General features: G+C 48.8%; 17 protein-coding genes and 1 riboswitch. Of the genes, 2 read left to right on the top strand and 15 right to left on the bottom strand.

Translation table 11 applies throughout. The features are described from left to right. The first annotated feature begins 59 nt into the window (after positions 1 to 59). Complete coding sequence (locus SOI44_RS02770; protein WP_331347714.1) at positions 60 to 2,642, top strand: transglycosylase domain-containing protein; 2,583 nt, start codon at positions 60 to 62, stop codon at positions 2,640 to 2,642. An 83-nt stretch (positions 2,643 to 2,725) separates the two neighbouring features. Here the strand turns inward: SOI44_RS02770 and SOI44_RS02765 are convergent, their stop codons facing one another. The 15 genes from SOI44_RS02765 to rpmG all read right to left on the bottom strand — a co-directional run bounded on the left by SOI44_RS02765 (position 2,726) and on the right by rpmG (position 13,190). Then, a complete protein-coding gene (locus tag SOI44_RS02765; RefSeq protein WP_331347713.1) occupies positions 2,726 to 3,724 on the bottom strand; it encodes an NAD(P)H-dependent glycerol-3-phosphate dehydrogenase in 999 nt (332 codons plus the stop codon). Then, on the bottom strand, positions 3,721 to 5,031 hold the full coding sequence (gene der / locus SOI44_RS02760) for a ribosome biogenesis GTPase Der (RefSeq protein WP_331347712.1): 1,311 nt from the start codon (positions 5,029 to 5,031) through the stop codon (positions 3,721 to 3,723). Before der ends, SOI44_RS02765 begins: the two co-directional genes overlap by 4 nt. Further along, positions 5,028 to 5,708 carry a (d)CMP kinase gene (gene cmk / locus SOI44_RS02755; protein WP_331347711.1) on the bottom strand — a complete coding sequence of 227 codons (681 nt, stop codon included), beginning with the start codon at positions 5,706 to 5,708 and terminating at the stop codon, positions 5,028 to 5,030. Before cmk ends, der begins: the two co-directional genes overlap by 4 nt. Before the next feature lie 2 nt (positions 5,709 to 5,710). After that, positions 5,711 to 6,679: a hypothetical protein gene (locus tag SOI44_RS02750; protein ID WP_331347710.1), complete on the bottom strand. Its 969-nt coding sequence runs from the start codon at positions 6,677 to 6,679 to the stop codon at positions 5,711 to 5,713. A gap of 145 nt (positions 6,680 to 6,824) precedes the next feature. Then, positions 6,825 to 7,457: an ECF transporter S component gene (locus SOI44_RS02745; protein WP_331347709.1), complete on the bottom strand. Its 633-nt coding sequence runs from the start codon at positions 7,455 to 7,457 to the stop codon at positions 6,825 to 6,827. A gap of 72 nt (positions 7,458 to 7,529) precedes the next feature. After that, positions 7,530 to 7,653: riboswitch (FMN riboswitch) on the bottom strand. Positions 7,654 to 7,697: 44 nt separating this feature from the next. After that, positions 7,698 to 8,636, bottom strand: a complete 939-nt coding sequence (locus tag SOI44_RS02740) for a hypothetical protein (RefSeq protein WP_331347708.1) — start codon at positions 8,634 to 8,636, stop codon at positions 7,698 to 7,700. Positions 8,637 to 8,785: 149 nt separating this feature from the next. Continuing rightward, positions 8,786 to 9,202, bottom strand: coding sequence for a hypothetical protein (locus SOI44_RS02735; RefSeq protein ID WP_331347707.1), 417 nt, complete (start codon positions 9,200 to 9,202; stop codon positions 8,786 to 8,788). Next, positions 9,141 to 9,536 (bottom strand): hypothetical protein, encoded by a 396-nt coding sequence (locus SOI44_RS02730; RefSeq protein ID WP_331347706.1) that lies wholly within the window; start codon positions 9,534 to 9,536, stop codon positions 9,141 to 9,143. The genes SOI44_RS02735 and SOI44_RS02730 overlap by 62 nt, the downstream gene beginning before the upstream one ends. Next, entirely contained in the window at positions 9,512 to 9,724 is a 213-nt protein-coding gene (locus tag SOI44_RS02725) for a hypothetical protein (RefSeq protein WP_331347705.1), read from the bottom strand. The genes SOI44_RS02730 and SOI44_RS02725 overlap by 25 nt, the downstream gene beginning before the upstream one ends. Continuing rightward, positions 9,714 to 10,043 carry a prepilin-type N-terminal cleavage/methylation domain-containing protein gene (locus SOI44_RS02720; protein ID WP_331347704.1) on the bottom strand — a complete coding sequence of 110 codons (330 nt, stop codon included), beginning with the start codon at positions 10,041 to 10,043 and terminating at the stop codon, positions 9,714 to 9,716. Before SOI44_RS02720 ends, SOI44_RS02725 begins: the two co-directional genes overlap by 11 nt. After that, the gene (comGC, locus tag SOI44_RS02715) at positions 10,018 to 10,326 is read right to left on the bottom strand and encodes a competence type IV pilus major pilin ComGC (RefSeq protein ID WP_331347703.1); all 309 of its coding nucleotides are present in this window, start codon (positions 10,324 to 10,326) and stop codon (positions 10,018 to 10,020) included. The genes SOI44_RS02720 and comGC overlap by 26 nt, the downstream gene beginning before the upstream one ends. An 11-nt stretch (positions 10,327 to 10,337) precedes the next feature. Beyond that, complete coding sequence (locus SOI44_RS02710) at positions 10,338 to 11,354, bottom strand: hypothetical protein (protein ID WP_331347702.1); 1,017 nt, start codon at positions 11,352 to 11,354, stop codon at positions 10,338 to 10,340. After that, the gene (locus tag SOI44_RS02705) at positions 11,308 to 12,288 is read right to left on the bottom strand and encodes an ATPase, T2SS/T4P/T4SS family (protein WP_331347701.1); all 981 of its coding nucleotides are present in this window, start codon (positions 12,286 to 12,288) and stop codon (positions 11,308 to 11,310) included. Before SOI44_RS02705 ends, SOI44_RS02710 begins: the two co-directional genes overlap by 47 nt. Before the next feature lie 100 nt (positions 12,289 to 12,388). Then, positions 12,389 to 13,000, bottom strand: coding sequence for an MBL fold metallo-hydrolase (locus SOI44_RS02700; protein WP_331347700.1), 612 nt, complete (start codon positions 12,998 to 13,000; stop codon positions 12,389 to 12,391). A 37-nt stretch (positions 13,001 to 13,037) separates the two neighbouring features. Continuing rightward, positions 13,038 to 13,190, bottom strand: a complete 153-nt coding sequence (rpmG, locus tag SOI44_RS02695) for a 50S ribosomal protein L33 (RefSeq protein WP_277008356.1) — start codon at positions 13,188 to 13,190, stop codon at positions 13,038 to 13,040. 93 nt (positions 13,191 to 13,283) lie between these two features. Here rpmG and ispG point away from each other — a divergent pair, with 93 nt between their 5' ends. Beyond that, positions 13,284 to 14,357: a flavodoxin-dependent (E)-4-hydroxy-3-methylbut-2-enyl-diphosphate synthase gene (gene ispG, locus SOI44_RS02690; RefSeq protein ID WP_331347699.1), complete on the top strand. Its 1,074-nt coding sequence runs from the start codon at positions 13,284 to 13,286 to the stop codon at positions 14,355 to 14,357. Positions 14,358 to 14,397 lie beyond the last annotated feature (40 nt).

Below are 14,397 nucleotides of genomic sequence, written 5' to 3'. Positions count from 1 at the left end.
TTGCCTTGCAGTAAAAAAATCATGATAGAATAGAGCGGTCAAAGAAGAGGTTATTGGATATGTTGACAAGAAACAGGAAGAAAAGAAACATGGCAGCCGGACCGGATGACATGATGGATACACCGGGTTCTGCCAGTAAGCGCAAATATATGCGGCGGCAGAAACGGATGCGGGTATGGACCGCTGTATTCTGTGTGATTCTTGCCATCTACGTGGCGATCGGCGTCACGGGTGCTGCTGTTGTGCAGTATATGACCCGCGATATGCCAACGCTGGATATCAATGACTTTGTCGGCGATGAAAGCAGCCGTGTCTATGATGCCAATGGCAATCTGCTCATTGAGCTTGGCACCTATTTCCGTGAAAATGTCAGCTATGACAAGATGCCGGAATCTCTGGTGGATGCGTTCCTTTCTATTGAAGACTCCCGCTTCTTTGAGCACAATGGCTTCGATATCCCGCGTTTTACTTCCAGTGCCATTCACAATGTGCTTTCTGGTGATCTGACTGGTCAGGGTGGTTCCACCTTTACCATGCAGCTGGTGAAGAACAGCTACTTCTCCGTAGATAACGGCGATGCCAGCACAAGCTATTCAGCCGGCAAAGGCATCAAGTACAAGATTCAGCAGATCATGCTGTCACTGCAGCTGGAACAGAAGCTTGATAAGAAAACAATCTTCGAACTGTATGTCAACCGTCTGAACTTCGGCAATAATATCCGCGGCTGTGAGATGGCAGCGCGCTATTACTTCGGTAAGGATGTCTGGCAGCTGAATCTTTCGGAGTCTGCCCTGCTGGCTGGCATTGTCAACCTGCCAAACTATTACAATCCGTATGCCCATCTGGATTATGCAACACAGCGGCGTGACCAGGTGCTGTACATGATGCTGTACCATGGCTATATCACCGAAGAAGAATACAAGCTGGCAACGTCCATCAAAGTGGAGGATGAGCTGGTTGGTGAATATGCCGATATCAAGGAATCCAACACGAAGTATCAGGAATACATCGATGTTGCCCTGGAGGAAGCCGTGCAAATGACAGGCTATGATCCGGTATCCAAGGGCATGGACATCTATACGGCCATGAATCCGGATATTCAGGATAAGATTATTGACATTGAAGCAGGCAATTCGATTTCATATGCGGATGATCTGATGCAGACGGCAATCATGACGATTGATCATACGTCTGGTGAGATTGTGGGCATTGGCGGCGGCCGCAACTATACAGCCAGCGGCGGAACCCGCCTGCTCAACCGGGCAACGGATATGTACAAGCAGCCTGGCTCCACAGCCAAGCCGGTCATCCCTTATGCGCTGGCCTTTGAATATCTTGGCTTCTCTCTGGATGAAGATGTCATTGATATGAAGTATTCCTATCCGAATGAAAACAGAATCATTTCGGACTATGACGGCAAATACCGCGGTGTGATTTCCATCAAGGATGCCCTGGCAGATTCCCGTAACATTCCGGCAATCATGACGCTTGGCCTTGTCACTGACAAGATCGGCAAGGAACAGGTCATCTCCTATATGCAGGCAATCGGCTATGACAGTATGACAACAGATAATTATCATCTGTCTATTGCCATTGGTGCCAACGACTTTACGGCAACAGTGGAACAGATGTGCGGTGCCCATGCGATGCTGATGAATCTTGGTGTCTATAACAAGCCGCATACGATCACCCGTATTGTAATGACCAACAATGATACGTATTATCCGGAAGGACAGAATCAGCGTGTATTATCGAGCGGCAGTGCCTATCTTGTAACCCAGCTGCTGGCAAACGACGTCACCCAGACCAAGTATGGTACGTATATGTCTATCCTCAAGCGCAGCTGGCCGGTATATGCAAAGACCGGCACAACCGACTGGGATTCTTCTGGTGCACAGTATGGTATTCCAAGCGGTGTTGCCAAGGATGAATGGATGATTGCCTCCAATGGCAAATACACCAATGCGGTATGGATGGGCTATGATCAGGCTGTGGCTGGTGAAAATACTTACCTTGCCCAGTGGAAGCTGGCTTTGAATATTCCTGGCAACATCAACAGTCAGCTGATTGATCTGGAAGCTTCGATTACCGATGATGCCATGTCGGCAGTACAGAAGCCAGATGATCTGACGGAAGTTTCCTATGTCAAGGATACCTGGCCGCATGTGAATGTTGGCAAGACAAGCGGTACAACCGTGAAGTCCATCGTATCCAATACCGGTCTTGCCAATACACCGCAGGTTGACAGTATGAGTGATTCCTACCGCATCACTGCCAAGGGATACATCAAAGGATCCAGCAGTACAGCAACTGCGGAACCAACGGCTACCCCTTCCACTGAGACAGAGGAAACGACGGATACGAGCAATTCGCAGACGACAAACAATCAGAATCAGACAAACAGTCAGACAAACAATAATGCCAATGCCAATAACGGCAATGCGGCGGATAACAGCAATGCCGGCAATACCACCGACAATAACACCAGCAATAACAATGGCGGCAACAGCACCGATAATTCCGGCGGTGATAATACCGGCGGCAATACAGGTGACAATACCAATCCAGGCAATAGCGGAAATGCAGGCGGCAATACAAATGACAATTCCGGTCAGGATGCCAATGCCGGCAGCGGTCAGTAATCTGATTGATCATGGAAGCAGAGAAATCTGCTTCTTTTTGTTTGCAAAAAAAATGGAAGACGTATCATCTTCCACTTTTCATCTTATCTTTGTTCTTCGGATTTGAGATCTCTGTGCATCAATGCGGTGATCTCCTGATCCGGGATGCCGTGCTCATACAGGACATGATAAACGGCAGCTGTGATGGGCATATCAATGTGTCTGCTTTTTGCCTCTTCATAGACAATGCGGCAGGCAGACAGGCCTTCCACTGTTTTGGTATTGGTCTTCATGAAGTGATCGGCACTGTTTTCTGTGCCGATCTGATAGCCTGCCATGAAGTTGCGGGAAAGTCTTGAGGTACAGGTAACAATCAGATCTCCTACCCCATCCAGACCAAGGAAAGTTTCCGGATGAGCGCCAAAGGCAACACCATAGCGTTCCATTTCTGCCAGACCTCTTGTCATCAGGGCTGCCCTTGCATTGTCGCCCTGCCCGATGCCTTCCAGAATACCAGAGGCAATAGCCATGATGTTCTTCAAGGCAGCACCAATTTCGGTGCCAATGACATCTGTATTGCGGTATACCCGGAAATAATCATTGGAGAAAAGCTGTTGAATCTTTCTGGCTGCTTCTTCATCTTCGCTGACTGCATTAATGGCTGTCAGCTTACGCTGAATCACTTCCTCAGCATGACTTGGCCCAATCAGAGATACGATGGCCGTTGTATACTGTGCAGGCATGATGCGGCGGATAAAGACGCTCATGCGCTCATGGGTAACCGGATGGAATCCCTTGGCAACATTGATGATGATCACCGGATGATCCAGGCATGCAATGGCCTGGTTCAATACGGCTTCAATGGCACCGGTCGGCACTGCGGCAACCAGAAGGTCTGCCTGCTGGATGCAGTGCATATCTGTACTGGCCTTCAGATGTTCATTGAGAAGATCCGGAAAGGCTTTGGTATTGTGATGATTTTCATTGATATCATGCACTTCCGCAGGATTTCTGCCCCACAGGACAGTTTCATTGCCATTGTCTGCCAGTACCTGAGCCAGAGCAGTACCCCAGCTGCCTGTACCAAGCACTGCGGCTTTCATTCACTGACCTTCTTTCTGGCAATGATCCGGATCGGTGTCCCTTCCAGATCAAAGGCCTGGCGCAGCGCATTCTCCAGGAATCTCTGGTATGTAAAGTGCATGAGTTTAGGATCGTTGCAGCTGAGCACAAAGGTTGGCGGTGCCGCAGCGACCTGGGTGGCATAGTAGATACGGAAACGCTTGCCATTGCGGGCCGGAGCCGGATTGGTTACCTGGGTATCGGCAATGACCTGATTGAGGACATTGGTGGCAATACGCCGGTTGGCATTTTCATAGACGTGATCCACAATCGGAATGATCTGGTTTGTGCGCTGACCGGTCTTTGCAGAGACAAAGATGATCGGTGCATAGGACAGATAGACAAATTCCTTGCGTACTTTATCCGTGAAGGCTTTCATGGATTTATCATCTTTTTCGACGGCATCCCACTTATTGACGACGATAATGACCGGCTTGCCGGCTTCACTGGCATAGCCTGCCACGTGTTTATCCTGTTCACGGATGCCTGCTTCCCCATCGATGAGAAACAGTGCAACATCACAGTTTTCAATGGCTTTCATCGCACGCATGACACTGTATTTCTCAACGGATTCCCAGACCTTGCCGCGTTTGCGGATACCGGCTGTATCCACAATCACATATGGTTTGCCATCAAAGACAAACGGGGTGTCAACGGCATCACGGGTTGTGCCCTGTACATTGGAAACAATGGAGCGTTCCTGATGCAGCAGACGGTTAACCAGGGATGATTTGCCGACATTCGGCTGTCCGATGACGGCAATCCGGATGCCAGGCAGATCTTCCTTTTCCTTCTCAGGAGGCATCTTGGCCATGCAGGCATCCAGCAGATCACCGATGCCAATACCATGCACACCGGATACAGCAATTGGATCACCAAGGCCGAGTTCATAGAATTCATAGATATTGAGCAGGCGGGATTCATCATCGATCTGGTTGACAGCCAGTACAACCGGCTTGTGGCTGCGCTGCAGGATACCGGCAATATAGCGGTCATCATCGGTAATGCCATGCTTGCCATCCGTGACCATTATGATCACATCTGCTTCTTCAATGGCAATCTGCACCTGGGCACGGATTTCCGTCTGATACGGCTGGTCTTCCATCTGGATGCCGCCGGTATCAATCAGCTGGAAATGATGGCCGGTCCAGTCACCTGTGGCATAGATTCTGTCTCTGGTAACACCAGGAAAATCCTCCACAATGGATACTCTGGTGCCGGCAATCCTATTGAAGATGGTTGACTTACCGACATTCGGCCTTCCGACAATTGCAATGACACCGCTCATGCCTGCTTCTCCTTTGCAAAATATGCTTCCACAAGGCGGTATACCGCATCTGCACTTTCATCAAAGGACAGATCAGATGTGTCAATCTCAACAGCATCTGCTGCTTTAACAAGCGGTGATTCTTTGCGGGTCATATCCTGTTTGTCACGCTCTGCGATTTCAGAAGCAATCTGCTCCACGCTTTCTACCTGCAGTCCCTTTTCCTTATCCTGCAGATAGCGCCGGCGTGCTCTGGCCAGCGGACTTGCAGTCAGAAATACTTTGACTTCGGCATCTGGCAGCACCACAGTGCCAATATCTCTGCCATCCATGATGAAGCCTTTGGCTGCGGCCATTGCCTGCTGGCGTTTGACCAGATCCTGGCGGACTCGTTTCAGCTTGGAGATCCGGCTGGCAGCCAGAGAGATTTCCTCATGGCGGATTTCTTCACTGACATCCTTACCATCCAGGAATACCCTTCCTTCCGGTGTCAGAACAATCTCGGTATGGGCAAGCATATCTGCGATCTGGGTTTCATCATCCAGATCGAGGTGCTGCTGCAGGGCTTTGCAGGCAGTGCAGCGGTACATTGCACCTGTATCCAGATGGACATAGTGCAGTTTTGCAGCAAGTGTATTGGCAATGGTACTCTTGCCGGCGGCACTGGGACCATCGATGGCAATATTGATTTTTTCCATGTTTATGCTCCTTTCCTGCTCAGGAAGATCCAATAGATCACAATGAGCAGCACAATGATCAAAGCAATGATCAAAACCACCAGTACAATATTGAGAATCTGGTTGGTATGGCGCATCTTGTCAGAGACTTCAGACAGGTTGTCTTCATAGTCATCCAGCTGGGCGCGCATCTGGGTTGTTTCATTCAGCAGCTGCTGGCGGGTTGTGCGTTCCAGTTCCATGCGGCGGTTGAACTCACCGGTACTCATGACATGATGACCATCCTGATCAAGATCCGGCACTTCATCCGTATTCACCTGTTCCTGCTGCTGATAGGACGCTGCTTTGGTACGGGCAGGCTGTTTTGGGGATGGTGTATCATCATCCACGAGTCCTCTGACCGTGGAGGCAATATCACGGGCATTATCTGGCGCACTCGGTGTATCATCATCCTCAGCGCGGTAAGCATTCGGCGTCACATTCTGATTAATGAATGGCACCTGTGTTGTTCTTCTGGCATTCCGTGAAGTCTCACGCTCCCGGTAAGGACGGTCCGGGGCAGGTTCCGGCTGTTCTTTCTTCAGACGGTCCAGAATATTGACTTCTGTATTTTCTGATACCGCATTGCCCTGGGCAATGTTATACTGCTTGACCTCATTGATATAGCGGTCCAGGTAGTCATTGGCAAAGGCAGGCTCTTCATCCTGGGCATCATCATGCTCAAAATTCAAGCTATCCTGCGGATCCGGCTGTCTCTGCACACTGCTTTCATCTGCCCTTGGACTCTGGTAGGCAGCTCTTCTGACATGAATCGGATCATGGTCATTGGCTGTATCCGGCACATCCGAAGGCGGGGCAAAATTATTGCTGTCAATCTGGTTCAGGCGGTCCTGAAAACGATGAAGATCCTTTGTTGCAATATCCTGTCCCACATCATTCTGCAGACTTTCCCGCAGATCTTTATATTTTTCTGTCCGTGATAATTTTGCCATATACTTTCTCCACAAATTACACCGCTAACCATTATAGCATAGACCCCTGCCGTGATTGCGGCATGATCAGACCGGATCTGCCTGACTTTCCCATAAAAAAAGCGGTCTTTGAAATAGACCGCAGTTTCTTGTACGTGAAGTTTTCTCAACGGTGCAGCAATGGTGAAACATGCTTGTAGAGCACACCGGTAATCACACTGATCACAGCACCCTTGAGCAGGTTGAACGGTACGACACTGAAGATGATCAGTGTGCCAAGGCTGTTGATGGCAGGATTGACGGCAGCTCCCATCTGCAGGATGGCATCCAGCGGGAAGTTGGCAAGTGTAACATAAGCAGGGATCAGAACAAGATAGTTCAGAACAGCACCGGCAATGGCCATGCATACTGTGCCAACAATCATACCAATAATAGCTGTCTTCTTTGTCTTGTGGCGCTTGTAAATGATGGCAGCAGGCACGCAGAGAGAAACACCAATCAGGAAGTTGGCAAGCTCACCGACACCCATGGTGATGGTACCGTTAAACAGCAGATTCAGCACAATCTTCAGTGCTTCAATCAAGACACCTGCCATCGGTCCCATCGCAAAAGCACCCAGCAGAACGGCAATCTCAGAAAAATCAAACTTGTAGAAAGATGGGGCAAATGGCAGCGGGAATTCAAACAGCATGAGAATCGTTGCAATGGCACCAAGAATGGCAATCTTTGCAATGTTCTTTGTGGTCAGAACAGACCGTGCAGAAGTTTTTTCAGTGATACTTGTTTTGGATACAGACATGGTTTTCCTCCTCTTCCCCATTAAAAAACGGGGGTCTTTCAGATAAAAACCTCCGGGTATACCTATAAAAGATGTTTCACTCTTTCATCCAGACTTTACTGTCGCCATCGGAATTGCACCGATTCGGTTCCTGCCTCAGCAGGAAGTCGCGGGGTTTACCGCCGGTCAGGAATTTCACCCTGCCCTGAGTTTTATCGATTACAGTATAACATGATATAGGATGAATGCAACAGATGTATCTCAGGCGTAGATTTCCAGCAGCAGCTCAATCAGAGAATGCTCTGCTGCGCCAAACCATTTGTAAATCATATACAGGGCAATCATCATGCATACAGTCGTCACAATAGATTGTGCCTCCACCCTTGCACTTGTGCTTTCGGCAATGACATGGTTCTTGAGGAAAATGCCATACAGAACAACACCGATCATGATGATGATGCCGACTTCCGGATTCTTCAAAGAAATCAGGCCAGCCACGAAAAAGGCAAAAGTTTCTGACAGCCAGCCCATCGTCCCAATCGCAAAGATCCGTGTCACCGTAATCTTTTCATGACGGAAAATGGACACGAATACATTCAGCAGATAGCCAACGCTTTCCGCAAGCACAAAGATGACCAGCAGCCGGAAGGCAATCTCGGCAGTATGCGTAAAGTTCAGCCGCAGATAGCTGAAATTCTGTGTATCCACAATTTTCTTGAAGCCAATGGCAAGGAAAGCAGAGGCAATCAGCCACTTGATGATCATCCGGCCAAGGCTGGCAAGAAACGGCGATGGGATCTCTTCATAGGCTTCATTCTCCATGCAGGCATATGGATGCAGAAGCAGCTCTGAGAAGGAATATTTATGTCTTCTGACAATCGCACTCACCTCGGCATCACGCGACTGTTCAATCCTGGCATGGCGCGCAGCCATTTTTTCCCGGAATGACAGTTTTTCTTTCTTTTCAGGTTTTGTATGAGCTGTCAGAATATCAAAGTCTTCCGGTCTGTTTGAAGCCTGCGGCTGCTGTACATCAGCCGCAGATTCCTGTTCCTTCACATGCAGCGTATCTTTGACAAGCACAGAAACCGTATTTCTTGTTGGGGCATGGTAAGGAATATGTCTGGCAGCAGGGGCGTGGTGAAAGCGGTCAGAAGGCAGTGCAGTTCTTTTGTGATAGTAGCGAAGAGATGGTTTCACGGTAGTCTCCTTTGTATCAAAAATGTGCTGTGAAAGCACATTTCTGTTTTTATGCTGTTCAAATGTCTATCAGGCACACAGCCTGATGGATGAATCACCTTAATTTTATTTGAATGGCATAGCCTGTCAACCGCAAACCCGAATCTTAATCAACCATCTGTCTGCGCCTCTGCATCCAGCCTGACAGCATGAAAATCAAATACTTTTCCACTCTGTTCATCATACACAACTGTCATTGTCTCCCGCACCGGCCAGGTAATTTCCACATAAGCAGTACCGGATGAGATTTCCATCTGGTAGACAGTATTTTCACTGGAAGAAACGGATACAGCTCCCGTACAAAGCGCACATTTCAATGCCTGAATCACTTCCATTTCCGCAATCTGATATTTCTGTGCTGTTTCCAGTGAAAGGATGGCAGCAAAGCGCTGCTGCATCAATGTGGCAAAAGCAGAGATGATTGTGCTTACCAGCAGAAAAACACTCAGAAAATAAACGGATACATTACCCTGCACGGTATGCAAGCGCTGCTTTTTCCAGACTGCTTTCACGCTGGTAGTACACATAGACAGCCTCCTGTTCCTGACTGAAATACATGTTTTCAATCTCGTTAAGAAAGATCTGGGTGCCCGGCTGCAGGATCATGCGGTTATTGCGCAGCACAAGCTGGCAGTCTCTGCCCTGATATTGAAAGGTCAATGTATCACCCTGGCATTCCAGATCATAGGAAAGCATCAGGATGCGCCGCAGCTGCTGCAGGGCAATCTCATCCTGGATACCTTCATCAAATGCAGTCAGATGAGGCAGAATCCAAAGGCATGCCGTTACCACCGGCAGCAGCATCACACTGATCAGGATGGTGATCAGGACATCACTTAAGGCGAAGCCATGGCTTGACATGTTTCCTCACATCCCTTCATCTGCCCCAGTGCATCTTCAAAGTGTTCTGCCATCTGCTGCCGTTTCTGCTGGATCTCCTTTATGCCAGAAGTATGCAGGGTCACAGCACCATACACAACAAGAGACAGCATCGCGGTAATCAATACTGCCATCAGTGCTTCACTTAGCAAAAATCCCTTACGGTGCAACAAGGCGTCCTCCTCCCAGCTCAATAATGATTTTCTTTCCGCCGGGATATACAGTCTGTGCCCTTTTGACGTTTCCTTTCTCATTAAAGAAAATCATGGGGAGATTTCCGGATGGATCCGCATATTCCTGATACTCTGCCAGAGCCATCGCCCTTGCCTGCATCTGCAGATAGCCGCCCGGCCACAGAAAGCGCTGGACAATTTCTTCTTCAGAAATCATGGGAAGACTCATGATTGCAAATACGCCAAGACACAGAATGACAATCATCATCTCCAGCAGTGTAAAGCCATGTTTATTCAATGTGTGCTGTGCCGTCATAGATGGTCAGAGTCTTTTCATTATGATCACAGGTTGTCTGATTTTCACTTAACAGCCCTGCCGAGACAAGATCAGATACGCTGCCGGGATACTGGTCATATTTCATTTTGTATTCCAGAATGGCCGCATCTGCAACCTTCTCAATTGCCCGGCAGCCTTTGTCATTGACAATGCCAAGAGTGGCTTTGATATTAGGTACGGTTAACAGAAACAAAACGGAAATAATGACGATGACAACGGTCATCTCCAGCAATGTAAATCCTTTGTGATTGTTCTTTTTCATGTTCTCCCCTTTCAGATGCCAATCTGCTGCATCATAGCCATTGGCATCAGTAAGATACGGTAGACAAAGATGATGACAAGCCCGATTGCCAGATAGCAGACTGCCTGTACACCATGGGTGAAATGTTCAATCTGGTGCCTGGTGCGCATCAGGCTCATTTCCAGATAGCCGGCCAGAATACCGGATGTATCTTCGGCATAGATGGCAGTCTGGAAAAAGGCTGCCAGGGCATTTTCCAGATAGGGTGAAACAACGGCCCTGCTCAGTGATTCTCCCTGCTGAAACGAATGGTCCAGTTCATTTGCCAGAAAGGCGATCAGAGGTCTCTCCTGCATCTTAGAAAGGATTTCAAGAGACTGTCTGGTGCTGATCTGGCGGCGCACACATTCCTGAAAGAAACGGGTAAATTGTGCCGAGACAAGCTGCACAGGCAGGCTGTTGGGAAAATGAAGGGCCGCAAACTGATAGGCTTTAACAATATTTGCCTTTCTTGTACACAGCCAGACCAGAATGGCACACAGAACAGTCCCGATAGACAAGCCTCTGGCAGACCATGCCATCAGATTTGCCAGCATGGGTACATTGCCCACAGGGACATTGGCTGCCATGACCATATTGAGCATGGTTGGCAGGACTGTTTGTTCAAACAGGAAGATCCCGCCGGCCATGCCTGCCATTAACAGGCACGGATACAGCAGTCCTTTTTCAATGATGGCAAGATGTTCCTTCTCCTGGGTCATGATGGCGATAGCCAGCTGCAGGCTGTCCAGAAACGGAAGATAGCGCAGGAAATCCCGCAGAAAACTCCGATATCCGGCAGGCAGATACTGCCCGAGAAAATCTTCAGCCAGCCTGCCGTTGTCCAGATGGGCACGGATAGCATCAAAGCATGGCCGGTTTGCAGGTGTCTGCAGAATATGCATGGTTTCTTCCAGAGAAAAGCCGCTGTCCATCAATACGGCAATTGCTTTGACATCCTGCTCAGAAAGAGAAATCCGCCGCTGCTGCCATTTTGACAATAATGCCATTGGCGGCCGCAAAGGATGCCTTGGCAGACAGCGGGATGAAGTCTTCACTTGTTTCTTTGTTGGCAAACCAGTAATCCACCTCCTTTCGATCCATGATTTCATAAATGCCCGTCATGCCGTCTCTGCATGGATACAGCCGCTGGTTGGAAATGCCGCCAAGTACATCCTTCAGCTGATAATCCTTGACGCCAAGATCCAATAAACGCAGGATGGCAGATGAACAGCTTGAGGCATGAAGTGAGGTTAATACAAGATGGCCGGTCAAAGCACACCGTACTGCCATGATGGCTGCTTCACTGTCACGGATCTCACCGATCATGATGATATCGGGATCATGGCGCATCAGCTGCTTGATACCCTCGGCATAGGACATGTGCTGTTTGTCATTGATCTGCAGCTGCACATAGGAAGGATTGATGACTTCCACAGGATCTTCCAGGGTATAGATTTTTCTTCCGGAAACACTGTTGAGCAGTGTATACAGTGAGGTTGTCTTGCCGGATCCGGTTGGCCCTGACAGTACAAACAAGCCGGTGCGGTGATTGAGAATGTCATGCAGAAAGGCCTGTGCCTGTCTGTCACGGGTCAGATCATCAATTTTCAGGCCATAGGAATGGTTCAATATGCGCAATACACCGCTGGTCAGCCGATAGCTTGTCACCAGGGCAAAGCGCAGTGAGAGCACAGTTCCATCTACCTCTTCTTCAAACGATCCAGTCTGGGGCACGGAAATCCGGGATAGATCAAGATTGGCCCGGTACATTACATAATGAAACAGGCGCAGATCCTCTTCCTGTGGTTGCAGCTGTTCCATTCTGCCATGCACGCGCATTTCAATTGCCACTTCTTCCTTCTGGCTCAGCAGAGAAAAATGAATATCTGTCACCTGATAGGCAAGGGCAATTCTCAATAGGTCCTGCAGTCTTTCTTCCATGTCTGCCTCCCTTCCCCTCTCTATGCCCCTGCAGACAGCAAGTTCCCTGAAGAAAATAAAAAAACATCAGTTTCATTTCATAAACTGATGTCAGAAAACTTCAGAAATATTCACGCAGGCAGTCACCTGCCATGAACGGGTTGGTATCTGCTTCCTGGCCGATGGTTGTTGCAGGGCCATGGCCCGGATAGACTTTCAGATCTCTTGGCAGCTGTTTCAGAAAGCGCAGCGAAGCTGACATGTCTTCCTGGCTGCCTCCAAACAGATCTGTGCGCCCGCAGCTGCCGGCAAACAGCGTATCGCCGCTGAACAGGACATTGCGGTATTGAATACAGCAGCTGCCCTGGGTATGGCCTGGTGTATGGTAGACGGTAAGATGAAACGTTCCGGCATCCATATCCTTCTGTAACGGCAGAATCCTGCTGTATACCGGTGCACAATAGCCTGCCCTGGAAGAAGGATCCACAAGTGGAAGATCCCGCTGGTCCATGTATACCGGACAGTGATAAATATCCACAAGATCATCCACAGCACCGGTATGATCTTCATGGCCATGGGTCAGCACAATGGCATCCACGGTTTCATCTTCACCAATTTCAGCCTGAATCCTTCTGGCATAGGCACCCGGATCAATCAGCAGCACGTGGCCATGGTCATGCAGGACATAGCTGTTTTCCCCATACAGCCCGATTGGAAGTGTTGTGATCTTCATACGTCACCTAATAAAAATAACCTGATACCAGGTTATCTTATTTCTTCTCCTTGTGCAGAGTCATCTTATTGCAGCGCGGGCAGTATTTTTTGATTTCCATCTTTTCTGTATGCTTACGCTTGTTTCTGGTTCCGATATAATTCTCTTCCCCACAGACTGAGCACTTGAAAGTAATGTTCTCTCTTGCCATGGTTACCTCCTGATGTCTATTTGCGTTGGTATTATACCAGAATCATCATTCTTTTCCAACAATTTATGTAATAATGGGAGATGGAGGAACCTTATGAAAAGAACAGAAACCAGAAAAATCATGGTTGGCAATGTGCAGGTGGGCGGTCAGAACCGCTGCATCCTGCAGTCAATGACAAACGTGCCTGCCAAGAATATTAAGGCAACCATTGCCCAGATCAATGAGCTGGAAGAGCATGGCTGTGAAATTATCCGGATTGCCGTTCTGGATGAAGAGGATGCAAAGGCTATTCCTGCAATACGCAAAGGCATTCATATTCCCCTGGTAGCTGATATTCATTTCAATTATCTGCTTGCTTTGGCAGCACTGGATGGCGGTGTGGATGCGATCCGCATCAATCCCGGCAATATCGGTTCTCGGGAACATACCGAAGCCGTGGTCAGAAAATGCAAGGAAAAGCATGTGCCGATCCGCATCGGCATCAATGGCGGCTCTCTGGAGAAACAGTATCTGGAAAAATATGGGCTGTCAGCCGAGGCAATGATCGCCTCTGCTGACCGTCATGTCAAAATCCTGGAAGATATGGACTTCCACGATATCTGTTTGTCCTTCAAGTCAAGCAATGTTGAGCTGACCATCGCTGCCTATGAACTTGCAGCGAAGCATTATCCTTATCCGCTGCACCTCGGCGTCACCGAAGCCGGCGGCTTTACGGAAAGTGCTGTAAAATCCTCAGCTGCCCTTGGCACCCTGCTGCATGAAGGAATTGGTGATACCATCCGTGTCTCTGTTTCAGCCCCGCCAAAGGATGAGCTGATCATTGGCAAGCAGCTGCTGAAATGCTTTGGCCTGATCAAGAATGTACCGGATCTGATTGCCTGCCCTACCTGCGGCAGAATTCAGTATGATATGCTGCCGCTGGTAAAGGAAATGGAAGATTATCTCAGCACCGTCCATGAGGATATCACCGTTGCCATCATGGGATGCCCGGTCAATGGCATCCAGGAAGCAGGACGTGCTGATATTGGCATCGCCGGATCGTACAATTCCGGTATTCTCTTCCGCAATGGTGAAATCATCAGAACCGTACCGCAGGACAAGATCAAAGAGGCACTGATTGAGGAAATCCAGCGCTTCATTGCTGAAAAGAAACAGAAGAATCAATAACAATCTGTAACAAGCAGAGTATTTGAAGAGGCGTCATGAC

The organism is Lactimicrobium sp., from assembly GCF_036453465.1.
Classification (GTDB): Bacteria; Bacillota_I; Bacilli_A; order Erysipelotrichales; family Erysipelotrichaceae; genus Bulleidia.
The sequence above is the reverse complement of the archived record's forward strand: the minus strand, read 5'-3'. Positions and strand labels throughout refer to the sequence as shown.